This is a genomic window from Stella humosa (assembly GCF_006738645.1).
In the GTDB taxonomy this organism is placed as follows: Bacteria; Pseudomonadota; Alphaproteobacteria; order ATCC43930; family Allostellaceae; genus Allostella; species Allostella humosa.
This window is the reverse complement of the sequence record NZ_AP019700.1, coordinates 3996632-4019749: the sequence shown is the minus strand read 5'-3', so window position 1 is coordinate 4019749 and position 23118 is coordinate 3996632. Positions and strand designations below refer to the sequence as shown.

The following is a 23118-nucleotide window of genomic DNA, read 5'->3' as shown; positions in this document are numbered from 1 at the left end:
GGTCCTGCCGGCCCGAGCGCCAGGGGGCTGGCATTCGGGCCGGCGGATGGCGAACATGCGGGCCGGACGATCGACCCGTGGGGACATGATGAGCAGCACGACCTGGATCCGCAACGCATCCTGGGTGGTGGGCTGGGACGCCGCCCGCGACCGCCACGTCTATATGCGCGACGCCGACGTGGTGTTCCGCGACGGCGTCCTGGTCCATGTCGGGCGCGGCTATGCGGGGTCGGCCGATGTCATCGTCGAGGGCAAGGACAGGCTGATCCTGCCCGGCTTCGTCAACATCCACTCGCACCCGACGTCGGAGCCGCTGCTACGCGGCCTGACGGAGGAGACCAAGAGCCGCAAGCTCGGCATGAGCACGCTCTACGAGTACACGGTGCTGGTCGGCCGCTCGAACTACACCACGACGCTGGCGGAGAGCCAGGCCGCGCGCGACAACCCGCAGATCTACCAGGACGACGACGCCCGCATGGCGGCGGGACAGATCGCCATGTGGGAGATGCTGAAGAGCGGCGTCACCACCTTCGTCGACTATTCGCCCAACCGGGCCGGCTGGATCGACGAGGCGCTGGCGACCGGCATGCGGGTGTGTCTGGCCCCGTCCTTCCGGTCGGGCTATTGGTACACGCGCAACGGGCACGAGGTGCTCTACGCCTTCGACGAGGCGGCCGGCCGGCGTGCCTTCGACGAGGCGCTGGCCCTGCTGGACCAGGTCGCCCGCCACCCGTCCGATCGGCTTTTCGGCATGGTCGCCCCGGGCCAGATCGACACCTGCACCGCCGACCTGCTGCAGGATGCGCGCGACGCGTCGCGCGAGCGCGGCCTGCCGATGACCCTGCATGCCGCCCAAAGCGTCGTCGAGTTCCGCGAGATGGTGCGCCGCCACGGCAAGACGCCGATCGAATGGCTGGAATCGCTGGGCCTGCTGGCGCCCAACTTCATCATCGGCCACGCCATCTTCATCGACGAGCACAGTTGGATCGCCTGGCCCGAGAAGCGCGACCTCGGCCGGAACGCCGATTCGGGCTCGCACGTCGCCCATTGTCCGCACAACTTCGTGCGTGGTGGCGTGGTGCTGCAGGATTTCGGGCGCTATCGGGCGGCCGGCATCAATATCGGGCTCGGCACCGACACCTACCCGCACAACTTCGTCGACGAGATGCGCTGGGCCGCCATCCTGGGCAAGGTCGCCGCCCGCGATGCCCACGCGACGAAGGTGGAGGACGTGTTCCATGCCGGCACGGTCGGCGGCGCGCGTGCCCTCCAGCGCGACGACATCGGCCGGCTGGCGCCCGGCTGCAAGGCCGATGTCGTCGTCGTCGATTGCAACCACCCGATGATGCAGCCGCTGCGCGACCCCTTGCGCAGCTTCATCTTTTCCGCGCTGGAGCGGCCGATCACCGACGTCTATGTCGGCGGGCGCCAGGTGGTGCGGGGTGGCGAGGTGCTGACCATCGACGTCACCCGCGCGGGCGCGATCCTGACCGCCGGCCAGCAGCGCGCCCTGGAACGCGTGCCCGACAAGGACTGGGCCGGGCGCACGGCCGACGAGGCGTTCCCGCTGGCGCTGGAGACGGTATAGCGAAAGGGCAAGATCCCCGCGACGGTTTGTCCCATCCCCATCCGCCACCCCGATTGAGGCATGCTGATTGCTGAATTTGGGCAAGGCCAGGGCAATTGGTCGGCCATCTCGATCGGAGGGGGTTCACGTGCTGCGCATCGCGATCATCGCCGGGATGGGGCTGGCCATCTCGATTTCGGGGGCCCAGGCATCGTTGCGGTCGCCCGGGGTCGAGGGGCGCGGCATGGACGCCTGGATGCAGCCGCCGGCCGCTCCGGCCGAGGAAGAGGATGCGGAAGCGCTGGAAAGCCGCGGCATCCTTCACCAACTGGGCCTGACCGTGCCGCGCGACCATGCCGAGGCGGTGCGCCTCTACCGCCAGGCCGCCGACCGCGGCCGGCCCAGCGCGCAGTATCTGCTGGGCATGATGTACGAGGCCGGCAACGGCGTGGCCCGCGACCCGGCGGAGGCGTTCCGCCTGTTCCGCTTGGCGGCCGAGCGCGGCGATCCGTCGGCGTCGTTCAAGGTGGGCCTGCGCTACGACAAGGGCCAGGGCGTGGCCCAGGACCATGCCGAGGCGGCGCGCTGGTATCGCGGCGGCGCCGAGCGCGGCAATGTCGATGCCCAGTTCAATCTGGCCAACCTGCATTATCACGGCCTGGGCGTGGCGCAGGACTATGCCTCGGCCCTGCACTGGTTCGGCCAGGCGGCCGAGCGTGGCGACGCCTCCGCGCAGTTCAACATCGGCCTCATGCATGAGTACGGGCAGGGCGCGCCGGTCGATCCGGCGCGGGCGGCTGCCTGGTACGCGCGCGCGGCCGACGCCGGCAACGCCTGCGCCCAGGTCAATCTCGGCGCCCTCTATGACGAAGGGCGCGGGGTGGCGCAGGACCACGCCCGCGCCTACCAGTGGTTCGCGGCCGCCGCCATCAACTCCAGCGACCCCGAATGCCGCCGCCAGGGTGCCGGCAACCGCGACCGCGTCGCCGCCCGCCTGACGGAAGAGCAGATGGCCGTGGCCCAGCGCCTCGTCCAGGAATGGACCCACCGCCACCAGGCCGCGAACTTGCCGACGTCGCGGCTTTAGCGAGGGCAGTCCCTACGCTGCCGCCTCGATCCCCAGCGGCGCGCGGCGGCAGGCGACCTCGTGGTCGGCGGCCACGGCCGTCAATACCGGCTCGGCCTCCCGGCAGGCCGGTTCGGCGAAGGGGCAGCGGGGGTGGAAGCGGCAGCCGGCCGGGGGCGCCAGCGGGCTTGGCACCTGGCCCTCGATGGCGGCCAGGCGCTGGCCGTCGTCGTCCAGGCGCGGGACGGAGCCCATCAGGCCGATCGTGTAGGGGTGCTGGGGCTGGGCGAAGAGGCGGGCGACGGGCGCGCGCTCGACCACGCGCCCCGCATACATGACGAGGACATCGTCGGCCATCTCGGCAACCACGCCCAGGTCGTGGGTGATCAGCAGCATGGCCAGCCCGCTCTCGTCGCGCAGGCGACGCAGCAGGGCCAGGATCTGCGCCTGGATGGTGACGTCGAGCGCCGTGGTCGGCTCGTCGGCGACCAGCAGGTCGGGGTCGCAGGCCAGTGCCAGCGCGATCATCACGCGCTGGCGCATGCCGCCCGACAGCTTGTGCGGATACTCGCCGAAGCGCTGCTCGGGGGCGGGGATGCGCACGCGGGCCAGGAGTTGGATGGTCCGCGCCTTGGCCTCCGCCGCGCTGACGCCGCGATGGCGGACGATCGCCTCGGCGATCTGGTCGCCGATGGTGAAGGCCGGGTTGAGCGAGGTCATCGGCTCCTGGAAGACCATGGCGATGCGGTCGCCGCGCAGGTCCTGGAGCCGCCGGGGCGGCAGGGCCAGCAGGTCCTCGCCCTCGAAGAGGATGCGTCCGGCCGCGATCTCGGCCGGCGGGCTTCGCAGCAGGCCCATGATCGACAGGGCCGTGACGCTCTTGCCGCAGCCCGATTCGCCGACCACCGCCAGGGTGCGCCCGCGTTCCAGCGAGAAGGACATGCCGTCGACCGCGCGCACCGTGCCGCGGTCGGTGTGGAAGAGCGTCGTCAGCCCCTCGACCTGCAGGAGCGGGCGGGCCATAGGGCCGCGTCGCCTATTCGACCTTGAGCGGCGGTGCGTCGCTGGCGCGCCGGTCGGCCGGGCCGGCGGCCTGGCAATTGTCGTAGGGGCCGCCCGGCAGGTTCTCGACCGTCGCCTGCTCGCCATCCAGCACCAGGCCGACGGCGCCGTTGGTGTACTGGCCGGTCAGGGTGGCGGTCTTTTCCGCCGACCGGCTCTTGCCCTCGTCGCCCTCGACAGTCGGGCGGGCCAGCAGCAGGCGGTTGCGGTTGGCATCCAGCGCCACCTTGGGATCGCCGGTCCGCACGGTCACCTGGAAGCTGCGACCGAGCGCGCAGCGATAGGTGGTCGTCTCCGAGAATGAGGACGAGGCGCTGGTGCCGCAGGCGGCAAGCAGCGAAAGGGGAAGGAGCAGGACCGCTCCCTGGATACCGGGACGTCGCATGCCTCTTCCGATAGCGCGATATGCGGCCGCCGGCCAGCCCCTAGCTGGCCCGGCCGTCGCGGCGGCGGTCAGTGCAGCATGCCGGCCAGGGCCAGGACGGCGATGGCGAGGCCGGTGACCGCGAGGCCGCGGGCCAGGGAGTCGACGAGGTCGTGCATCAGCATGGGGCGACCCTGCCACGCCGCCGTTACGGTTTCGTGGAGGGCCGGCGACGATCACGAAACGGTCATCCATCGCTCACTGCGGAGTGACCCAGCGTGATTCGCCGTCGGTCGGCCGCGGGACTACCTTCTGGTCATGAGGACGGCGCGGGGATGGACCGGGTCGCCCAGCCAGACTGACCAGGAGGTTCCCATGACCAAGCTCATTTCCGCCGCTGCCATCGCTTCGCTGATCGCCTTCGGTGCCGTCGCTTCCCCCCTGTCGCTCGATGCCGGCAAGTTCGGCATGAACCAGGATGACGGCAAGTACGGCCAGTTGCTCGACGAGGGCAAGTTCGGCGCCAACGCCGACGAGGGCAAGTTCGGTGCGAATGCCGACGAAGGCAAGTACGGCCGCAACATGGACGAGGGCAAGTACGGTCGCAATCTCGACGACGGCAAGTTCGGCCAGTCGGTCGAAGCCGACCAGAAGCTCGGCCGCTAGACGCCGGGACCCACCACGAACGGCAACGAGGCCGCGGAGCGATCCGCGGCCTTCGCCGTTTTAGGGGCGGCCTTTCTGGCTATCAGGGGAAGGCAACTGGCGATTTGCACGCCGGCGGATGGGGAGGCAAGATCGGGCAACCTTTCCGATGGAGCCGCCCATGGCCCGCGCCCCCAGCGCCCTTTTCGACCGTATCCCGCCGCTCCTGCCTGCCGGCGTCGGCGCGCCCCCCGCGCCCTTCTTCTACGACCAGTCGCCGCGTGCGCTGCGCGAGAAGGTCGTGTCCTACAGCGCCAAGCGCTATGTCGACATGATGTATGTGAGCGGCCTGTCGCGGGCCGAGGCCGACCGGCATTTCCGGCCGCGGGCGTCCGGCCGCTCTGGCGGGTTGGAGGACGAGCCGGACGTGTCGGCCGCCCAGGCCGAGGTGGCAGCCGCCTGGAAGACGGGCCAGGTCACGGTCGCGACCGACGATGCCGACCGCCGCGCCACCGTCACCTGGACCGATCCGGCCTTCGGCGCGCCCGTCGTCGGCCATGCGGTCGCCCGGCCGGGCTATGGCGGCATCGTGCTGGGCCGCCATGCCGAGCCCGCATTCACCCCGCAACCGATCCAGCGCCCGGCCGCCGATCGCGCGCGGGCCTGGCCGCTGGGCGACGGCGGTGCCACGCCCGGGCGCAATCGCGGGCCGGCGGCGCTGGAGCAGGCGATCGAGCGGCTGTTCGCGGGTTCGTCCGGCATCTATGGCGTGCTGGTGGCGACGCCGGACGGCGTCGTCGCCGAGCGCTATTCCGACCATGGCGCGCCCGACCGGATCACCCCCAGCTTCTCGATGACCAAGGCGATCACCGGCACCATCATCGGCCGGATGATCCATGAGGGCTGGCTGAACTCGGTCTACGACCCGGCGCCGGCGCCCTTGTGGAAGGACCCGCGCTGCATCCACCACCTGATCACCATCGACGACCTGATGCGCATGCGCTCGGGCCTCGCCTTCGCAGCCGTCGACGGCGAGGGGCGCGGCTCGGTCATCTTCGAGAACAGCTTCGTCTACTATGACGGCGAGGACGCGTTCGACACCGCCCAGCGGGCGATCGTCGCCACCCGCCCGGGTGCCGTCTATCGCTACATCAATACCGGCCTGAACGTCCTGGGTTCGATCATCCGCGACCGCATCGAGGCCCGCGGGCTGCCCTATCACGAGACGGTCTATGGCCTGCTGGCCGACCGCATCGGCATGGCCAGCTACCAGCATTCGGCCGACCGGGTGGGGAACTTCGTGGCGTCGGGCTCGGGCTTCGCTTGCCTGCGCGACTATGCCCGCTTCGGGCTGCTCTACATCCAGGACGGCGTGTGGAACGGGGAGCGCCTGCTGCCGGAGGGCTGGGCCGACTATGCCCTGACCTCCACCCATTTCGGCAACCACTATGCCGGCTGCTTCCGCACCAACCTCGACGGCCAGTTCCCGAGCCTGCCGGTGGATGCGGTGTGGGCGTCGGGGGCGTCCGACCAGAAGGTGATCATGCTGCGCCGGCAGGGCTTGGTGATCGCGGTCGCCAACGAAACCGACCATACACTTGATCTGAAGGCGCTCGACGGAGTGGGGGCGGCCGCCATCGCTGCGGTGTCTGAGGCGCCACGCTCTGCTGCGGCGGACTAGGGGAGCCCGGCCGCCCGTCATCCGGTTTTGTCGCTGCGATCAATGACTTGGCCGGGTGGCAGTCCACCCGGCCAGGGCAACCGGAGAATGGGGCGATGGTGCAGCATCCCGGGCATAGGCCCGCCGGCGACTTGGCAGCGGCGAACGGCGTGCGCTGCCCCAACGAGACGCGGCGGTCAGATCGGGTCGCGCGCCACGGTCAGGCCGCCGCAGACATAGAGCACCTGGCCGGTGGTGAAGCCGGCATGCTCGCCCGCGAAGAAGGCCAGCGCCGAGACGACCTCTTCGGGCTGGCCCATCCGCTTCACGGGGATGGCGCCGATGACGGTCTGCGCGGTTGGGCTGCCCGGCTGGTTGTGCTCGCGGAACATCTCGGTCTCGATCGGGCCGGGGGCGACGCAATTGACCGTCACCCCTTCGGCCGCCAGTTCCAGTGCCCAGGTGCGGGTGAAGCCGAAGAGCCCGGCCTTGGTCGCGCCATAGACGGTACGCCCGTCCTTGCCCAGTGCCGCCCGGCTGGCGACGTTGACGACGCGGCCCCAACCCTGGGCGCGCATGTGCGGCAGGCAGGCGCGCGTCGCCAGCAGGGTCGCCGTCAGGTTCAGGCGCACGATGGCGTCGAAATCCTCCAGCTTCACCGTGCCGAGATGGGCCATCCGGCCAGCCCCGGCATTGTTGATCAGCACGTCGACCGGCGTCGCGGCTGTCACCGCCGCGATCTTCTCGGCGAAGTCGTCGGCGGCCAGGTCAAGGCTGTGGAAGCGGCCCGGGAAGCCCGCGGGCACGGCGGACCGGGCGACGCCGATGACCTGGTGGCCGGCTGCCGCGAAATGATGGGCGGCGGCCAGCCCGATGCCGCGGCTGGCGCCGGTGATGAGGATGGTGCGGGAAGGTGCCATGGGTGGGGCAGAGAATAGAACGCGGGGCCCACCCCATGCTAGCGTCCTGGCCAGCCATCCCCATCCCCGCCCGCTGGAGCCCCCGACGATGCCCGATTCCGCCACCGCTCGTCCGCTGATCACGCTGGACGAGATCCGCGCCACGCGCGCGGCCATGCCGTCGATCATCCGCCGCACGCCGATCGTGCCCTTCGCGGGCGAGCCGCTGGCCATCGGTGCCGAGCGCCTGTTCCTGAAGCTGGAGACGCACCAGGTCACCTGCGCCTACAAGCCGCGCGCGGCGTTCGCCGTCATGAACGCGCTGTCGCCGGAGGCACGCGCCCGGGGTGTGGTCATGACCTCGTCCGGCAACTTCGCCCAGGGCTTCGCGCTGGCCGGCCGCATCATGCAGGTGCCGGTCGTGGTCGTCATGCTGGACCACACCAGCCCGTACAAGGTGGCCGCCACCCGGGCGCACGGGGCCGAGGTCTATTTCTCGGGCACCGATGCCTCGCAGCGCCAGGCGACCGTCGAGCGGGTGGCGAAGGAGCGCGGTATGACCGCGATCGACACCTGGGAGGATCGCCCGGTCTCGCTCGGCCATGCCGGCATCGGGCTGGAGATCGTCGAGGACATGCCGGACGTCGAGCAGGTGCTGGTGCCGGTTTCCTCGGGCGGCATGGCGGCCGGCACGGCGACGGCCATCAAGCTGCTGCGCCCCGACATCAAGGTGATCGGCGTCCAGCCGGAGCGGGCCAACGCCTATTACGTCTCGCGCCAGAAGGGCGAGCCCACCCTGATCGATCATTGGGACAGCATGGCCGACGGCCTCTCGGCCGTGCGCCCGGGCGAGTTCCCCTTCCGCCACCTGCAGAAATACATGGACGACGTGGTGCTGATCCCCGAGCAGGCGATCGCGGACGCCTTCCGCGCCCTGCTGTTCGGCGCCAAGGTGATGGGCGAGCCGGCGGGCGTGGTGGCCGCGGCCGGCTACCTCGCCGGCAAGGTCGACCAGTCGAAGAAGACGGTGGCGGTCGTCACCGGCGGCAACCTGACCGAGGCGATGGTGCAGAAGCTGCTGGCCATGAGCAAGCCGGCGTGACCACCGGCGCACCGGGGACGGGAACGGGGAAGGGCACGATCGCGGTCCGCCGCGCGGTGGCCGCCGACGTGCCGACCCTGGTGCGCTTCAGCCGGGCGCTCAGCCGGCACGAGGGTGACCCCACCCGCCATATCACCGCCGAGCGACTACTGGCCGACGGCTTCGGCAGCCGGCCGGAGTTCCGCGCCTGGCTGGCCGAGATCGACGGCCGCCCGGTCGGCTACAGCTTCGACAATGACGCCTACAGCAGCGTCTATTGCGAGCGCGGCATCTACCTCATGGACATCTTCGTGCTGGCGCGGGCGCGCCGACGCGGCGTCGCCCGTGCGTTGCTGGTCGCCGTGGCCCGGGCCGCCCGGCGCCGCAGCCGGACCTTCATGTGGTGGTCGTCGAACGAGAAGAACGCCGGTGCCCACGCCTTCTATGCCGGCATCGGCGCGCGCGAGTATGGCGTGCGCGAGCATGTGCTGGGCACGGCGGCGCTGGCCGCGCTTGCAGGGTAGGGGGGCCGCCCGGCGTCGCCAGGGCGGCCCGGCCGGCCATCAGGGCAGGTTCGGCAGGTAGGTCTTGTTCTTGGTCGGGCTGATCAGGATTTCGTTGATGCAGACCCGGGCCGGCAACTGCGCCACGTAGAGCACGGCGTCGGCCAGGTCCTGCGGCTTCAGGATGACGTCGCGGGTGGCCTGGCTCACCTTCACCGGGCGGCGGTCGAGGATCGGCGTGTCGACGTCGGCCGGGCAGATGGCGGTGGCCCGGATGCCGTTGCCGCATTCCTCCTGGTTGATCGATTCGTTCAGCACCAGCATGCCGTGCTTGGAGGCGCAGTAGGCGACACCCGCACCCTTGCCGACATAGCGCCCGGCCCAGGACACGAGGTTGACGATCAGCCCGTCCTGCTGCTTGCGCATGGCGGGCAGCACCGCCGACACGGTGTTGTAGGCGCCGGTCAGGTTCACATCGACCAGCAGCTTGAAGTCCTGCCGCTTCAGCACGTCCATCGTGCGGTCGGTGATGTTGAGGCCGGCATTGGCGAAGAGCAGGTCGATGCGGCCATGGCGGGCGACGATGCCGTCGGCGATCGCCTGGCAGGCATCGCCGTCGACCACGTCGAGCGCGGCCACCTCGGCCTTGCCGCCGGCCTTGGCGATGCGCGCGGCCACCGCGTCCAGCGGCTCCTGGCGCCGGCCGGACAGGATGACGACCATGCCGGCCGCCGCCAGAGTCTCGGCGGTTGCCTCGCCGATGCCGGTCCCGGCGCCGGTGACCCAGGCGATCTTTCCTTCCAGCGACTGCATGTCGGGCGTTCCTTCCTCGGAGTGTGCGAATTCTTGTCCACCACCCGGACGGGCAGGGCGCCCCGAAGGGATCGCACCCGGGGCGGCAGCGTCAAGCCCCCGATATTCGCAAGCGGGGCAAAGCGGGCTGCCGCTATCCTTTCCCCATGACGAACCCCGCCCAAAGCGAGCGCGCGACCCTCCAGTACCGCCGCCGGATCGAGCGGGTGGTCGACCATATCGGCCGCCACCTGGACGAGGACCTGGACCTGGAGCGCCTGGCGGCGGTCGCCTGCTTCTCGCCCTGCCACTTCCATCGCATCTATCGCGCGACGATGGGCGAGACGGTGACCGACACGGTGCGCCGCCGCCGCCTCCACCGCGCCGCGGCCGAACTGGTGGAGGGGCTGTTGCCCATCCCCCGCGTCGCCCGCCGCGCCGGCTATTCCGGCGTCGCCGCCTTCACCCGCGCCTTCTCGTCCACCTATGGCATCCCGCCCGCCGCCTATCGCGCGCGCGGGCCGCTCGATGCGCCACCCATGTCCGCGCCCAAGGGAACGCCCGCCATGACCGATGTCGCCATCCGCTCGACCGAACCCGTCCGCGTCGCCGCCATCGCCCATTCTGGCGACTACCAGGAGATCGGCCACGCTTTCGAGCGGCTGCAGGCCTGGGCCGGCAGTAGCGGGGTGATCGGCGCCGACACCCGCTTCTTCGGCATCTTCCACGACGATCCCAGTTCGGTCGCCAAGGACCGCCTGCGCGCGGACGCCTGCATGACCGTGCCGCCTGGCACCACGCTGCCGGACGGTGTGCGCATGCTGGAAATCGCCGGCGGCCGCCACGCCGTCCTGCGCCATCGCGGCCCCTATGCGGAGCTGGAGCGCACCTACCGCCGGCTCTACCGCGACTGGCTGCCCGGCAGCGGCGAGGAGCCGGCCGACCGGCCCTGCGTCGAGGAATACCTGAACGACTGCCGGGTGCTGCCGCCGGCCGAGTGGCTGACCGACGTGTTCATGCCGCTGGCCGAGCGGGGGTAGGGGGCGTCAGGGGCCGGCGGCCAGCCGATCGAGCCAGCGCTCGATCCTGGCCCGGTTCACGCCCATGTCGTCGCTGCCGAGTTGGGAGCGGGAATAGAGCGCCAGGGTCGAGCGGCCCTCGCCCAGGTCGACGAAGCGGACATTGACCGTATCCGGGAACCGCATCACCCGGCTGCGCTGCACCCAGCGCTCGGTCAGCGTCTCTTCGTCTACGGCCAGCCGCTCCACGCGTGGCTCGGCGGCCATGACCCGGGCGAATGCCTGGCGCAGTTCGGCCGCTGGCATCGCGAATATCGGGGGTTCGCGGTCGCTCCTGGCGCGACACAGGCCGGGCGGGCAGGCCAGCGCGTCGTTGGGGGTGGTGCGCCGCTCCAGCGTCTCGAACGCGACGGGGCCGAGGTCGGCCGGGCCGGCGAGGCGCCAGACGCGTTCCGGGCCGATCGCGAAGAATGCCAGGACGACGAACAGGATAGCGGCGGCCGACAGGCCGATCAGCATGGCCAAGATCCTTACGGTATGCCGTCCTGCGCCCAACCGCCAACCCCGTGCGCGTGATTGCGGTTCCCTTCCTAGCAGGGGTCGTCGATGCTGGCGATCCGGGGACGTGACCGGCAAGGCAGGCGGCGTGGGGAGGAAGTGGCATGGCGACGGCGCGGGTGGTGCGGGTGCGGGCGTTCGGCGGCCCGGAGGTCATGGAAATGGCGACCGAGGAGCTGGCGCCGCCGGGGGCGGGCCAGGCGCAGGTGCGCCATGCCGCCATCGGCATCAACTTCATCGACATCAGCCAGCGCAAGGGCGGCGGCTACCCGCTGCCGCTGCCGACCGGGCTGGGGCATGAGGCGGCCGGCGTCGTCGAGGCGGTGGGGCCGGGGGTCGAGGGCCTCCGGCCGGGCGACCGGGTCGCCTACATCAATGCCGGCATCGGCGCCTATGCCGATCGCCGGGTGGTGGCGGCCGACCGGCTGGTGCCGGTGCCCGACACGCTGTCCGACGAGGACGCGGCCGCCCTCATCTTCAAGGGGATGACGGCACAGTACCTGCTGCGCAAGACCCACCGGGTGGCCCCGGGCGAGGTCGTCTTCGTCCATGCGGCGGCCGGCGGCGTCGGCCTCATTCTGTCGGCCTGGGCCAAGGCGCTGGGCGCCGTCGTCGTGGGCGGGGTCGGGTCGGAGGGCAAGCGGGCATCCGCGCTGGCGGCCGGCTGCGACCATGTCGTGGTGACGACCGCGGCCGGCTGGCCCGAGCGGATGCTGGCCGCCACCGGCGGGCGCAAGGCCCGCGTCGTCTATGATTCGGTCGGGCGCGACACGCTGCTGCATTCGCTGGACTGCGCGGCACCCTTCGGCCTGGTGGTGGTCTATGGCGGCGCGTCCGGCCCGGCGCCGGCGATCGAGCCGGAACTGCTGAACCGCAAGGGCTGCCTGTTCCTGACCCGGCCTTCGGTCTTCCCGCACAATGCCGACCCGGCCGACCTGCGCGCCAACGCGGCCGAGCTTTTCGCGGCCGTCGCCGCGGGTGCCGTCACCGCCCATGTCGGCGCGCGCTACGCCCTGGCCGACGTGGCCGACGCGCATCGCGCCATCGAGGGCCGGCAAACGGTGGGGGCGACGGTGCTGGTGCCGTAGGGCTTCCAGCGCCGGACGGCTGTCAGTTGAGGGCGCACTCCGAGTGAAGGTCGGCGCCGACCACGCTCCGGGCGATCGCCGCCAGGTGCGGGTGATGGGTGAAGAAGAGGACCTGCGTCGACCTGGCCACTTCCGCCAGGACCTTGAAGCCGGCTTCCGCGCGCTGGTCGTCGAAGTTCACGAACAGATCGTCGGCCAGGAACGGCAGTCTTATGCCGGCCGCGACCGATCGCTCCAGGGCTGCCAGTCGCAAGGCCAGGAATAGCTGATCGGTGGTGCCCTCGCTCATCGCGCCGACCTCGACCGCGGTGCGCCCATCGTCGCGCAGGCCCAGCAGCCGCGGGGTGGGGCCATCGGCCTCGACCCGCAGCATCGCGTAGCGGCCGGCCGTCAGGGTCGAGAACAGCTCGGCTGCGCGCAGCAGCAGCGGGTCCTGATGACGCGCGCGATACTTCTCGATGGCCCATTTCAGGGTGACCGCCTGGGCCCGCCGGAGAATGTACTGCTCGGCCAGCACCTCGAGTTCGGCCCGGGCCTGCTCGGCGTCCGCCGCCGCATCGACCGCTGACGTCCCGCCGGTATCCAGGGCCGCGAACGCCGAGCGGGCATCGCCGTGTGCGGTGGCGGCAAGATCGGTTTCGTCGTTCAGCGCATTCAGGCGGGCGTCGAGCGCCACCACGCGGTTGGCGATCTGGTCGATGTCGGAACCGGCGACCCTGCCCACGAGCGCATCCAGCGCCAGGCCGTCGCCCTCCTCGAGGATCCGGCGTTCCGTGGATGCCAGTTCCTCGACGATCCGCCGCCTGGCACGGGATCGCTCGATCGCAGCCGCCAGGCCGGCTCGATCCGCCGATGCCGTTTCGGCAAGAAGCGGCGCCAAAGCGTCGTCGGCCGCCTTCAGTTTCGCAGCCGCCTCGTTGACCTGGTCGGCGCGGCGACGCTCTTCCTCCTCGAGCGATCCCGCCAGGGTGGCAGCGGCCCGCGCGGCGGCCAGTCGGTCCCGGAGCGCGCGCAGGCGCACCTGGGTGTCGGCCGGGGCGACGCCGCATCCATCGGCCACGGCCTCCACCCTCGCCACATGTCCTCGTGCGTCGCGCCGGATGCCCTCGACGCGGCGGTGAAGGTCCGCTTCCAGCCTGGCCGCCTCGCGCAGCCCATCCAGCAAGTCCAGAACGGGACCGCAGGTAACCGCGTCGATCACCAGCCCCGCTTCGGCCAGGGCGGCGCCCCAGGCAGCGGCGTTGGCGGCGGCATCGGCGTCCAGCCGCTGCTGGCGCCGGTCGATGGCAGCGATATCGACGTCGATCTGCCGGAGCTGCTCCCGGGCCAGCCGACGCTGCTGGCTCGCTTCCTCGAGTTCGCCGCGCCGCCGCTCGGCGGAGGCCAGTACCGGCGCAAGCGGTCCGCCGGTGTCGGGCAGACCGAGTGCGGCCGACAAGGCCCGGCGGCTGCCGTCGCGACGCGCGACGATCGCATCGTGGTCGGACCGCAGTTCGATCGTCTGCGCGTGTGCGGCTTCGACGGCGTCCCGGCCGGCCTGCCAGGTCGAGAATTGGGCCGCCGCCATCGCCGGCAGGGCGACCGCCGACAGGCGGCCGCACCATGCCTCCAGCGCCTCGGCGTACCGGCGCCGGCCGGCTTCGGCGCGCGCTTGCGCCTGCTCCGCCTCGAGATTGAGTGCCGCCCGGTTGTGTTCGTACAGGGACAGGCGGCTGGACGCGTCGGCGAGCGTGAAGCGGCGCTCCATCCGCTCGTCCGCGTGATGGACACTGGCCTCGAACCCGGCAACGGCGGTGGCGGGCGATGGCAGTGCCGTGCCCGAAAGGACGTGGTCGCGGATCGGCTGCCAATGCCGCTGGCGATCGGCCCTCGCCGAGGCGATCTCCTCGGGCGAGACGGCCGCCCCGATTCCGAGCTGCGCGATCTGCAGCACCACTGCCGCAGCCTGGTCGGAGGCGCGGCGCGCCTCGTCCTCCTCCCGGCGGATGTCGGCCGAAATATCCGCGAGATTTGTCCGGGCAGATTCGATCTCTGCATCGGCGACCCGCGGAAGGGCCAGAAGTTCGCCGATCGCGCCGCTCCAGGGGGCAAGCCTCGCCAGCAGGGCGGGAACCGCCACTGCCGCCGTCTCTGCTTTCCGGCCTGCGCTGTCGCAGCGTGCGTCCGCGTCTGCACCCAGCGCCCGGGCCGCATCGACGGCGTCGATGAGCGCATCGAAGGCCGCTTCGGCCGGGGCGCCATCCAGTCGCGACCGGGCAAGTCGACGCCGATCCTCGATGTCGGCACGGCTCTCGGCGACCTGGATGCCGGCTGCGGCGATCTCGCCATGGCGTCGGGCGAGGTCGCGCAGCTTGGCCGCGACCGACCGGGACGGCGCGGCATCCGCGTTCGCACCGGCCTCTGCGCGAAGGCGCCCGGCCATCAGCCCGGCCGCGGCCAGTTCGGATTCCAGACGGGCCAGATCGCGCGCGCCCTTCTCGCCCGCACCGGCATCGGCCACGAGCTGGTCGATGTCTTCAGCCCGGGCAAGGATGACCGGATCGGCCTCGACCTTGGCGCGACGGTCGGCGGCGTCGGCCCGCAACTGCTCGGCGGCGGCGTGCCTGCGCTGGGCCTCGTCGGCCTCCATGATGATGGCCTCGGCGGCATCTTCCTTCTGCCTGCCGATATCCATGGCGCCGTCGCAGGATCGCAGCCTCTCCAGTTGCTCGTCGCGTTGCCGCACCAGGGGCGCCACCCGCCTGAGCCGATCGATCGCCCGCAGTTCGGACTGCACCTCGTCGCGGGCTTTCCGGGCCGCTTCGAGCGCCGCGCGGGCGCGTTCGGTTGCCTGTCGTGCCTCGGTCCAGGCCTTCGGCTTCAGGGCCTCCTGGCGGACCACGCGCAGGGCGTCGGTGAGCTGTTTCTGCGCCTGGGTGAAGGTGCGGCGTTGCGCGGTCGACGAAGCCCAGATCGCGTCCGCCTCCGTTTCCAGCTTCTTCAACTCGTCGGCGACGCCGGTCAGTCCCGAGCCGGCCGCGAACAGGGCTCGGCCAAGGTCGTTCCTGGCTTCGACCATCGCCCGGCCGCCCGATCGCAACGCATCCTGGTCCAGGCTGAACGACAGGCCGAAGGTGTCGCGCGCCTGCCCCTTCAGCATCGCGGTCAGCGGCGCTTCGTCGATGGCGGCGTCGTCGCCGTTCAGCAGCGTGGCGCCCGTCCCCTTCTTTCGGCGACAGACGAGGGTGCGGCCGTCGTCCTCGAGCGTGGCCCCGACGCGAAGCAGCGCATAGTCGAACAGGAAATTGTAGGGCGATCGAAGCGGGAACCCGAAGAGCAGGTCCGACACGGCGGACAGCGCGGTCGTCTTGCCGGCTTCGTTCGCCCCATAGATGATGTGCAGGTCGGGGCTGCCGCCGCGGAAGGCCAGCTCGCAGCCCTCGAAGCGGCCGTATCGTTCCAGCGACAGGCGGGAGAAGCGCATGGATCAGGCCTCCCGCGTCAGGCGGGAGCGCAGGGCCAGCGATGCCGTCCGGAGAATCGCCGGCCAGTCGCCCTGCGACGCCAGAAGGCGCAGCCCGCCATCATCGTGCAACTCGCCATCTTCAAGCGGGCCGCCATCTTCGCCCAGGTTGCCATCTTCGCAGGGGCCGAGCGTGGCGTCCGCGGCGACCATGAAGCGTTCCAGGTCCGCCTTGATCGCGCCGATCAGCTCCGGGTCGGAGGCGCCTTCGTCGATCAGTCCCGCGATATCGCCACCCAGAGCGGCGGGGTGTTCGGCGACCGGCTGGGTCACCAGCACCTTCACCTTCTCGACGTGAAGGTCCGGCGATATCGAGGCGGCGATCGCGCGCACATTGTCCCGCAGGAGCGGCGCGCGATCGTGCAGCGCCCCGGCTTCGGCCATTGCCCCGACCAGGCTGACCCGCGCGACCAGCGGGCGCCCGGTCCCGTTGGCCCCGTGGGCGCGCCCCAGCTCGGCGCGGACGCGATCGGCAATCTCCTCGAGCGTCGCGCCGGCGCAGTCCACCTCCAGGCGCATCCAGCGGATGACGTCCAGGTCCGCCCTTGCCACCGCCGCGATCTCGCCGTCGACGACGGTCACGAGCACCGCGCCCTTGGGCCCGGTCTCGCGGATGGTTCGTCCCTGCACGTTTCCCGGGAAGACGATGTGGGGTTCCCTGCCGACGATCTCGAACTCGTGCACGTGTCCCAGCGCCCAATAGTCGTAGCCCCTCGAGCGGAGGTCCTCGACGCTGCAGGGCGCGTAGGTGGCGTGCCCCGGCCGCCCGGCCAGCGCGGTGTGCAGCACGCCGATGTTGAAGGCATGCGCCTCGGCGGGCGGGTAGGCGACGACCAGGTTGTCGGTGACCGCCGGCGTGGCGAAGCTCTGCCCGTGCACGGCCACGGCCAGTTCCGGCAGGCGATGGGTCTCCGGCCTGCGGGAACCGAACTGGCGGACGTTGGGTGGCCAGGGCACTGTCCGTGAGATGGTCGAAGCGGCGTCGTGGTTGCCCGCGAGGACGAAGGCCGGGATGCCGGCCTGGTCGAGCCGGCCCATGGCCCGGGCAAAGTAGAGCCCGGTGCCCATGTCGCGCCATTCGCCGTCGAACAGGTCGCCCGCGATCACCACGAAGTTCACGCGTTCGTCGATCGCATACTGGATGAGATTGTCGAAGGCCGCCCGGGTCGCCGAGCGAATGTCCTCGACCGGAAGCCCGTCATAGCGGGAAAGACCATGCAGCGGACTGTCCAGATGGATGTCGGCCGCATGCAGAAAGCGGAAGCTCGTCACACAGTCCCTTCTCGCGCCCGGCGCGCGGCCAGCCCCGTCACGGCCAGCAGAATGACGCCCCAGATGGCCAGCGTCAGGAACGGGCTGACATCCAACTGGTTGAAGCCCGACGACACGACCTGGAGCAGGACCAGCGCCAGCACCAGCCCGCCGACCCGGCCGGCGCCGCCCATCGGATTGGTGCCCCCTAGCACGGCCGCCAGGATCGTCACCAGCAGGTAGCTTTCGCCATAGGCGGCATTGGCGGAGTTGAAGCGCGCCATCATCACCAGGGCGGCCAGCCCCGCGAGCAGGCCCGACATAAGATAGACGCGCACGATCACGGCGCGCGTGTCGATGCCCGAGAAGCGCGCGGCCTTTTCGTTCGAGCCGATCATGACGATGGCCGCACCCAGCGGTGTGCGGCCGAGGATGATGGCGACCAGGACCGCCGTGGCCGCGAACAGGTAGAGGCCGGCCGGCACGCCCAGGAGGGTACCGTTGCCCAGGTAGAGGATCGGCTCGGGAAAGCCCGACAGCACCTCGCCGCGCGTCAGCCCGATCGCCAGCCCTTTCAGCAGCGTCATCGTGCCCAGCGTCGCCAGGATCGGCGACACGCGCAGATAGGCGATCAGCACGCCGTTCAGCAGGCCGGCGGCGGCCGCCACGGCAAAGCCGGCGGCGATCGCTGCCCCTTGCCAGGCGACCCAGGCGGGCCCCTCGCTGCCCGGCACGAAACCCGTTAGCACCCAGGCCATGGCCAGCGCCGAGAGGTTGGCGGTCGCGATCACCGCCAGGTTGATGCCGCCCGACAGCAGCGTCACCATCATCGCCAGGGACAGGATGCCCAGCTCCGGCATCTGGAACGCCATCGACCGCATGGCCGCGAAACTGAAGAATCCGTCGCCGACCACCAGGCCGAAGGCGAGCATGGCGGCCGCGATCGTCGCCAGGAGGGCGCGGTTGGTGCCGTCGCCCGCACCGGAAAGCAGGCCGCGCCAGCCGGTCATGCCGCGGCCCCGACCGAGGCCGGTCGCCGCCGGTGCTCCAATGCCGCGGTCGAGACCGAGAGCAGGATCACCAGCCCGGTGAAGAAGGGCGACCAGTAGGAGGACACGCCCGCCAGCACCAGCCCGTTCTGCATGATCGCCAGCAGCGTCAGGCCGAGGATGGTGCCCGTGACCGAGCCGATGCCGCCATTCAGGCTGGCCCCGCCCAGGACCACCGCCGCCAGCACGTCCAACTCGCGCCCGACCAGGACGGTGGGGGCGACGGATTGTGCCAGTTGGGCCTGGGCCAGCGAGGCGATGCCGGCCATCATGCCCATGTAGCCATAGGCCAGCAGGTTGAGGCCGAAGACGGGGAAGCCCAGCCGGCGGGCGGCCTCGCGGTTGCCGCCCAGCGCGCGGATGCGCCGGCCGACGCCGGTCCGGTTCAGCAGCCAGGCGGTGGCCGCGAAGGCCAGGACCAGCAGCAGGATCTGCAGGTTCAGGCCGTAGGGGATCTGTTCGGCATCGACATATTCGAACCACCAGATGCCCTGGGCGAACCAGTCGGGCAGGGCATAGATGTAGCGGCCGCCCGTGGTGAAGACGAGCAGGCCGTAGAAGACGTTCAGCGTCGCGATGGTGACGATGATGCCGGGAATGCGCAGGCCCTCGATGAGCGCGGCGTTGATCGCCCCGCAGGCCGCCCCGGCCAGGATGCCGATGGCGAACACGCTGGCCCAGTCGAGGCCCCAGGCGTTGGCTGCCGTCATCGCCAGGTACTGCGCGACCGACGCCGTGGCGGTGAAGGAGATGTCGATCCCGCCCGCCACCAGCACCACCAGCAATCCCGCCGCCAGGATGCCGGCGAAGGCGTTGGCGGTCAGCAGGTCGAACAGGTTCTGCGCCGTCAGGAAGGTGTCGGTCGCGATCGACAGGCCCGTGGCCAGGGCCAGGGTTGCCAGCAGCAGGCGGAACTCGTGCGTGCGGACCAGGCGGGCCAGCTTATCGCCCATCGCGCGGTCAACCATCGATGGCCGCCCGCAGCTCGCCCGTCGTGGTGGCGGCCGGCCGGTACTCGCCGGCGATCCGCCCGGCCCGCATCACCAGCACCCGGTCGGCATGGTGCAGCACCTCGGCGATCTCGTCGGAGATGAGGAGGATCGCCAGCCCCTCGGCCGCCAGCTCGCGCAGGAGGGCGTAGATGCCGTCCTTGGCGCCGATGTCGACGCCGACCGTCGGGCTGTCGAGGATCAGCAGGCGCGGCCCCGTCGCCAGCCACTTGGCCAGCACGACCCGCTGCTGGTTGCCGCCGGACAGCGTGCGCACGGCAATCTCCGGCCGGGCCGCCTTGATCGCCAGCCGGGCGATCCCGTCGCGCACCGCACCTGCCCGCCGTGCGGCCGGGATCAGGCCTGCCCGCCCGGCCAGCCGGTCGAGGATGGTGACGACCAGGTTGTCGCCGACCGGCCGTTCCAGTGCCAGGCCGCAGGTCAGCCGGTCCTCCGAGACGTAGGCGACGCCGCCCGCGATGGCCGCCCGGTTGGAGCCTGGGGGCAGGGGCTGGCCGTCGAGCCGGATGGTGCCGCGGTCGGCCGCGGTCATGCCGAAGATGGCCAGTGCCAGCTCGGTCCGCCCGGCGCCCAGCCGGCCGGTCAGGCCCACCACCTCGCCGGCATGGAGCCGCAGGTCGATATCCTGGAACTCGCCCGCTCGCGACAGCCCGTCGACCGCCAGCACCACCCGGCCGGCGGGCGTCGCGCCGTCGCGGATGGCGTAGTGGAACTGGCGGCCCGTCATCAGCCGGGTCAGCCGGTCCTCGTCGAGATCGGCCGGCGCGAAGGTGCCGACCTTGGCGCCGTCGCGCAGCACGGTGACGCGCGCCGATACCTCCAGCACCTCCTCCAGCCGGTGGCTGACGAAGAGGACGGCGATGCCGCGCCGCGCCAGGTCGGCCATGCGGCCGGCCAGCACCTCGACCTCGCGCCGGGTCAGCGAGGCGGTCGGCTCGTCCATGATCAGCAGGCGCGCGTCCTCGGCCATCGCCCGGCAGATCGCCACCAGTTGGCGGTCGGCGATGGCCAGTTCGCCCACGGTCGCATCCAGGGCCAGCGCCACCCCAAGCCGGTCCAGCGCGGCCGCGGCCGTGGCGCGCATGGCCCGTTGGTCGACCCGCCCGAGACCGCCCGGCATGCGGCCGATGGCGATGTTCTCGGCCACCGACAGGTTGGGGAAGAGCGACAGGTCCTGGTAGATCACCTGGATGCCGAGCCGCCGGCTCTCGGCCGGCGTCAGGCGCGCGCGCGTCTGCCCGTCGAGCGTGATGGTGCCGCCCGCCTCGGGCGCCTCCACCCCGGCGATGATCTTGATCAGGGTGGACTTGCCGCAGCCATTCTGGCCGACGAGGCCGTGCACCTCGCCCGATGCGATCTCCAGGTCGACGGCGTCCAGCGCGCGGACGCCGCCGAACCGCTTGGTGATTCCTCTCAGTTCCAGGAAAGGCGGCATCGGCTCCCGCCCGCGCTTACAGGCCCCCCGCGCTCACAGGCCCTGGGCGATCAGCCCGTCCACCGTCTGCTTGTTGATCCGCATGATCCGGTCGACGCGGATCTGGCGGTTGGGCACGTCGACGACGGCCTTTCCCAGGCCGGGGATGACCATCCCGTCCTCGATCTTGCGACCGTCCAGCACCAGCTTGGCGACCGCGACCATGGCATAGCCGGCGTCGTTCGGGCTCCACAGGAAGCCCTCGCGGATGGTGCCGTCCATGATCAGGGGCTTGGCCTGCGACGGCAGCACGGTGCCGACGATGGCGATGCGCTGGCCCAGCCGCCGCTGACGCACCGCATTGCCGGCGCCGATCGGCCCGTTGGATCCGAAGCCCAGGATGCCGCGCACGTTGGGATAGGCCTTGATGACGTCCAGCGTCGTGCGCTGCGAGGTGTCGATCTCGTCGCCGCCGGGGAAGCGGTCGGTCGCCAGCTTCATCTTGGGATAGTGCTTCTTCTGGTAGGCGATGGCGGCGTCGGCCCATTTGTTGTGGAGCGGCGTCGTCAGCGTGCCGACATAGATGACGTATTCGCCCTGTTCCTTCATCTCGGCGGCGAGCTTCTTCATCTGCTCCTCGCCGAAGCTGACGGAATCGATCAGCTCGACGTTCCAGGTCCGCCCTTCCTGTTCGGGTCCCTCATGGGTGATGACGGTGATGCCGCCGGCCTGGGCGCGACGCAGCACCGGCTCGGTCACCTTCACGTCCAGCGGCACCAGGCCGATGACGTCTACCTTGCGCGCGATCAGGTCCTCCAGCAGCTTCACCTGCTGGGCGGGGTCGACATTGGCCGGGCCGATCATGGATGCGGCCAGGTCGAATTCCTTGGCACCGCGCAGCACGCCGCGCTCCAGCGCGTTGAACCAGGGGATGCCGGCGATCTTCACCACCGTCACCATGGTCCGGCGGTCCTGTGCGGCGGCCAGGTGCGGCAGGCCCAGTACCCCGCCAGCGGCACCCGCCGCCAGCAGCGACAACATCCGACGTCTGTTCATGGGGCTTCCTCCGAAACGGGCCGCCTGGTTGCGCCGGCGGCCTCGCCCCCTCTCGTCTAGGCCCGGGACTCCCGCCGGCTCAACAGGGAACTTGATCCGCCCGAGGCGAGGCGTCGGCCCGGCCGACGCCAGAACGAAAAACGCCGCCACCCGAAGGTGGCGGCGTTCTCATCTCAGGGTCTGCCTGAAACTCAGACGGGCTGAGTTCAGACGGCCTTCAGATTCTCGGCCGAGGTCTTGCCGCGCTTGGGATCGCGCTGCTCCTCGAAGGAGATCTTCTGGCCTTCGGCCAGATTGCCCATGCCCGCGCGCTCGACGGCGGAAATATGGACGAACACATCCGGCCCGCCATTGTCAGGCTGAATGAAACCGTAACCCTTGGTGCTGTTGAACCACTTGACGGTACCGACAGGCATTCTCGTAACTCCGGTGATAGGCGCAAGGACACGTCACCTGGGGCGACGCGTCCTACGTCTGTCGTAATGCGCCATCCGATCTATCGGTTTTGCTGCCCGCCCGGATCACCCCGGCCGCGGAGCCAGACAGAACGTGAGGCAGTCGGCTTCGCTAGGCCGAGAGCAGGATGACGATGTGTGCAACGGCACACTCCGGGTACCATAGACCATCACGGCCTTCTCCGCTCGCCGTTTTTTCCGTCGTACCCGCGCGATCTGTCGGCAATCGCGCTATTCTACCGTCAAATGCATGTTCCATTGAGGAAAACCGGATCATGGCGAGCACGGCCAGGAAGCAGCTTCGCATCGAATCGATGCACAATCGGGTGACGCCGGAGGAATGGCAGGCGCGGATCGACCTCGCAGCCTGCTATCGCCTGCTTGATATCTACGAGATGTCGGACATGGCGGCGAACCACATTTCCGCCCGCGTGCCGGGGGAGGACGGCGCGTTCCTCATCAACCCCTACGGCATGCTGTACGAGGAGATCACCGCCTCCTCGCTGATCAAAGTCGACTATGATGGCAACATCCTAGCCCGCCCCGGCTATGGCGACTTCGAGTATGGCGTGAACCGGGCCGGCTTCGTCATCCATAGCGCCATCCACAAGGCGCGGCACGAGACCGACTGCGTCATCCATACCCACACCTGGCCCGGCATGGCGGTGTCGTCGCTGGAATGCGGGCTGCTGCCGATGAACCAGACCTCCATGCGGTTCGTGCAGGTTGGCTATCATGAGTACAAGGGCGTGGTGCTGGACCTCGCCATGCAGGACGAACTGGTGGCCGATCTCGGCGGGCACAACGCGCTCATCCTGCGCAACCACGGCCTGCTGACCACCGGCAACACGATCCCGGAGGCCTTCAACGCCATGCACCGGCTGGAACTGTCCTGCAAGGCGCAACTGGCCGCGCTGTCGACCGGTCAGCCGCTGCGCCCGGTGCCGGACGACGTGCTACAGGCGACCTACATGAACTACCAGCCGCAGACGCGCCGGCCCTATGGCGTAATGGAATGGCCGGCCCTGCTGCGCAAGCTGGACCGGATCAGCCCCGGCTACGACGCCTGAACCGGGG

21 protein-coding genes are annotated in these 23118 nt (G+C 70.6%); 9 read left to right on the top strand and 12 right to left on the bottom strand.

Annotation, left to right across the window (positions count from 1 at the left end; translation table 11 throughout):
- Positions 1–88: 88 nt before the first annotated feature.
- Complete coding sequence (locus STVA_RS18875; protein WP_123693900.1) at positions 89–1588, top strand: amidohydrolase family protein; 1500 nt, start codon at positions 89–91, stop codon at positions 1586–1588.
- Between the two features lie 127 nt (positions 1589–1715).
- Positions 1716–2654 (top strand): tetratricopeptide repeat protein, encoded by a 939-nt coding sequence (locus tag STVA_RS18870; protein WP_123693212.1) that lies wholly within the window; start codon positions 1716–1718, stop codon positions 2652–2654.
- A 12-nt stretch (positions 2655–2666) separates the two neighbouring features.
- Here the strand turns inward: STVA_RS18870 and STVA_RS18865 are convergent, their stop codons facing one another.
- Together STVA_RS18865 and STVA_RS18860 are read right to left on the bottom strand one after the other, a co-directional pair.
- Positions 2667–3656 carry an ABC transporter ATP-binding protein gene (locus STVA_RS18865; RefSeq protein ID WP_123693214.1) on the bottom strand — a complete coding sequence of 330 codons (990 nt, stop codon included), beginning with the start codon at positions 3654–3656 and terminating at the stop codon, positions 2667–2669.
- 13 nt (positions 3657–3669) lie between these two features.
- Positions 3670–4080, bottom strand: coding sequence for a hypothetical protein (locus STVA_RS18860; protein WP_123693217.1), 411 nt, complete (start codon positions 4078–4080; stop codon positions 3670–3672).
- 354 nt (positions 4081–4434) lie between these two features.
- Here STVA_RS18860 and STVA_RS18855 point away from each other — a divergent pair, with 354 nt between their 5' ends.
- Positions 4435–4725 carry a hypothetical protein gene (locus STVA_RS18855; RefSeq protein WP_123693218.1) on the top strand — a complete coding sequence of 97 codons (291 nt, stop codon included), beginning with the start codon at positions 4435–4437 and terminating at the stop codon, positions 4723–4725.
- A 160-nt stretch (positions 4726–4885) separates the two neighbouring features.
- Positions 4886–6385, top strand: a complete 1500-nt coding sequence (locus STVA_RS18850; RefSeq protein WP_142235820.1) for a serine hydrolase domain-containing protein — start codon at positions 4886–4888, stop codon at positions 6383–6385.
- 176 nt (positions 6386–6561) lie between these two features.
- Here the strand turns inward: STVA_RS18850 and STVA_RS18845 are convergent, their stop codons facing one another.
- Complete coding sequence (locus tag STVA_RS18845) at positions 6562–7284, bottom strand: SDR family oxidoreductase (RefSeq protein WP_123693221.1); 723 nt, start codon at positions 7282–7284, stop codon at positions 6562–6564.
- Between the two features lie 88 nt (positions 7285–7372).
- On the opposite strand from STVA_RS18845, the gene STVA_RS18840 reads away from it, so the two are divergent.
- Both STVA_RS18840 and STVA_RS18835 read left to right on the top strand, forming a co-directional pair.
- Entirely contained in the window at positions 7373–8365 is a 993-nt protein-coding gene (locus STVA_RS18840) for a threonine ammonia-lyase (protein ID WP_170216620.1), read from the top strand.
- Positions 8362–8868, top strand: coding sequence for a GNAT family N-acetyltransferase (locus tag STVA_RS18835; protein WP_123693225.1), 507 nt, complete (start codon positions 8362–8364; stop codon positions 8866–8868). The genes STVA_RS18840 and STVA_RS18835 overlap by 4 nt, the downstream gene beginning before the upstream one ends.
- A 39-nt stretch (positions 8869–8907) precedes the next feature.
- On the opposite strand, the gene STVA_RS18830 is transcribed toward STVA_RS18835, so the two are convergent.
- Complete coding sequence (locus tag STVA_RS18830) at positions 8908–9660, bottom strand: SDR family oxidoreductase (RefSeq protein ID WP_123693227.1); 753 nt, start codon at positions 9658–9660, stop codon at positions 8908–8910.
- A 146-nt stretch (positions 9661–9806) separates the two neighbouring features.
- On the opposite strand from STVA_RS18830, the gene STVA_RS18825 reads away from it, so the two are divergent.
- On the top strand, positions 9807–10679 hold the full coding sequence (locus STVA_RS18825; RefSeq protein ID WP_123693229.1) for an AraC family transcriptional regulator: 873 nt from the start codon (positions 9807–9809) through the stop codon (positions 10677–10679).
- A gap of 6 nt (positions 10680–10685) precedes the next feature.
- On the opposite strand, the gene STVA_RS18820 is transcribed toward STVA_RS18825, so the two are convergent.
- Positions 10686–11177 (bottom strand): DUF1499 domain-containing protein, encoded by a 492-nt coding sequence (locus STVA_RS18820; protein ID WP_123693231.1) that lies wholly within the window; start codon positions 11175–11177, stop codon positions 10686–10688.
- 143 nt (positions 11178–11320) lie between these two features.
- Here STVA_RS18820 and STVA_RS18815 point away from each other — a divergent pair, with 143 nt between their 5' ends.
- Positions 11321–12304, top strand: coding sequence for a quinone oxidoreductase family protein (locus STVA_RS18815; protein WP_123693233.1), 984 nt, complete (start codon positions 11321–11323; stop codon positions 12302–12304).
- Between the two features lie 22 nt (positions 12305–12326).
- Here STVA_RS18815 and STVA_RS18810 read toward each other — a convergent pair whose 3' ends face one another.
- The 7 genes from STVA_RS18810 to STVA_RS18780 form a co-directional block, all read right to left on the bottom strand.
- Positions 12327–15767: an ATP-binding protein gene (locus tag STVA_RS18810; RefSeq protein WP_123693235.1), complete on the bottom strand. Its 3441-nt coding sequence runs from the start codon at positions 15765–15767 to the stop codon at positions 12327–12329.
- 3 nt (positions 15768–15770) lie between these two features.
- Positions 15771–17078, bottom strand: a complete 1308-nt coding sequence (locus STVA_RS18805) for a metallophosphoesterase family protein (protein ID WP_179955408.1) — start codon at positions 17076–17078, stop codon at positions 15771–15773.
- Positions 17075–18067 (bottom strand): ABC transporter permease, encoded by a 993-nt coding sequence (locus STVA_RS18800; RefSeq protein WP_123693237.1) that lies wholly within the window; start codon positions 18065–18067, stop codon positions 17075–17077. Before STVA_RS18800 ends, STVA_RS18805 begins: the two co-directional genes overlap by 4 nt.
- A complete protein-coding gene (locus tag STVA_RS18795) occupies positions 18064–19074 on the bottom strand; it encodes an ABC transporter permease (RefSeq protein ID WP_197735674.1) in 1011 nt (336 codons plus the stop codon). Before STVA_RS18795 ends, STVA_RS18800 begins: the two co-directional genes overlap by 4 nt.
- Positions 19067–20551: a sugar ABC transporter ATP-binding protein gene (locus STVA_RS18790; RefSeq protein WP_123693241.1), complete on the bottom strand. Its 1485-nt coding sequence runs from the start codon at positions 20549–20551 to the stop codon at positions 19067–19069. Before STVA_RS18790 ends, STVA_RS18795 begins: the two co-directional genes overlap by 8 nt.
- Positions 20552–20584: 33 nt before the next feature.
- Entirely contained in the window at positions 20585–21586 is a 1002-nt protein-coding gene (locus tag STVA_RS18785; RefSeq protein ID WP_123693243.1) for an autoinducer 2 ABC transporter substrate-binding protein, read from the bottom strand.
- 206 nt (positions 21587–21792) lie between these two features.
- A complete protein-coding gene (locus STVA_RS18780) occupies positions 21793–22002 on the bottom strand; it encodes a cold-shock protein (RefSeq protein WP_123693245.1) in 210 nt (69 codons plus the stop codon).
- A gap of 314 nt (positions 22003–22316) precedes the next feature.
- On the opposite strand from STVA_RS18780, the gene STVA_RS18775 reads away from it, so the two are divergent.
- Positions 22317–23111, top strand: a complete 795-nt coding sequence (locus tag STVA_RS18775; protein WP_123693247.1) for a class II aldolase/adducin family protein — start codon at positions 22317–22319, stop codon at positions 23109–23111.
- Positions 23112–23118 lie beyond the last annotated feature (7 nt).

Excerpts from the sequence above, each read along its gene's own strand:
- STVA_RS18875 (WP_123693900.1), top strand. The coding sequence starts at position 89 with ATGAGCAGCACGACCTGGATCCGCAACGCATCCTGGGTGGTGGGCTGG.
- STVA_RS18865 (WP_123693214.1), bottom strand. The coding sequence starts at position 3,656 with ATGGCCCGCCCGCTCCTGCAGGTCGAGGGGCTGACGACGCTCTTCCAC.
- STVA_RS18860 (WP_123693217.1), bottom strand. The coding sequence starts at position 4,080 with ATGCGACGTCCCGGTATCCAGGGAGCGGTCCTGCTCCTTCCCCTTTCG.
- STVA_RS18855 (WP_123693218.1), top strand. The coding sequence starts at position 4,435 with ATGACCAAGCTCATTTCCGCCGCTGCCATCGCTTCGCTGATCGCCTTC.
- STVA_RS18850 (WP_142235820.1), top strand. The coding sequence starts at position 4,886 with ATGGCCCGCGCCCCCAGCGCCCTTTTCGACCGTATCCCGCCGCTCCTG.
- STVA_RS18845 (WP_123693221.1), bottom strand. The coding sequence starts at position 7,284 with ATGGCACCTTCCCGCACCATCCTCATCACCGGCGCCAGCCGCGGCATC.
- STVA_RS18840 (WP_170216620.1), top strand. The coding sequence starts at position 7,373 with ATGCCCGATTCCGCCACCGCTCGTCCGCTGATCACGCTGGACGAGATC.
- STVA_RS18830 (WP_123693227.1), bottom strand. The coding sequence starts at position 9,660 with ATGCAGTCGCTGGAAGGAAAGATCGCCTGGGTCACCGGCGCCGGGACC.
- STVA_RS18825 (WP_123693229.1), top strand. The coding sequence starts at position 9,807 with ATGACGAACCCCGCCCAAAGCGAGCGCGCGACCCTCCAGTACCGCCGC.
- STVA_RS18820 (WP_123693231.1), bottom strand. The coding sequence starts at position 11,177 with ATGCTGATCGGCCTGTCGGCCGCCGCTATCCTGTTCGTCGTCCTGGCA.
- STVA_RS18815 (WP_123693233.1), top strand. The coding sequence starts at position 11,321 with ATGGCGACGGCGCGGGTGGTGCGGGTGCGGGCGTTCGGCGGCCCGGAG.
- STVA_RS18810 (WP_123693235.1), bottom strand. The coding sequence starts at position 15,767 with ATGCGCTTCTCCCGCCTGTCGCTGGAACGATACGGCCGCTTCGAGGGC.
- STVA_RS18800 (WP_123693237.1), bottom strand. The coding sequence starts at position 18,067 with ATGACCGGCTGGCGCGGCCTGCTTTCCGGTGCGGGCGACGGCACCAAC.
- STVA_RS18795 (WP_197735674.1), bottom strand. The coding sequence starts at position 19,074 with ATGGTTGACCGCGCGATGGGCGATAAGCTGGCCCGCCTGGTCCGCACG.
- STVA_RS18790 (WP_123693241.1), bottom strand. The coding sequence starts at position 20,551 with ATGCCGCCTTTCCTGGAACTGAGAGGAATCACCAAGCGGTTCGGCGGC.
- STVA_RS18785 (WP_123693243.1), bottom strand. The coding sequence starts at position 21,586 with ATGAACAGACGTCGGATGTTGTCGCTGCTGGCGGCGGGTGCCGCTGGC.
- STVA_RS18780 (WP_123693245.1), bottom strand. The coding sequence starts at position 22,002 with ATGCCTGTCGGTACCGTCAAGTGGTTCAACAGCACCAAGGGTTACGGT.
- STVA_RS18775 (WP_123693247.1), top strand. The coding sequence starts at position 22,317 with ATGGCGAGCACGGCCAGGAAGCAGCTTCGCATCGAATCGATGCACAAT.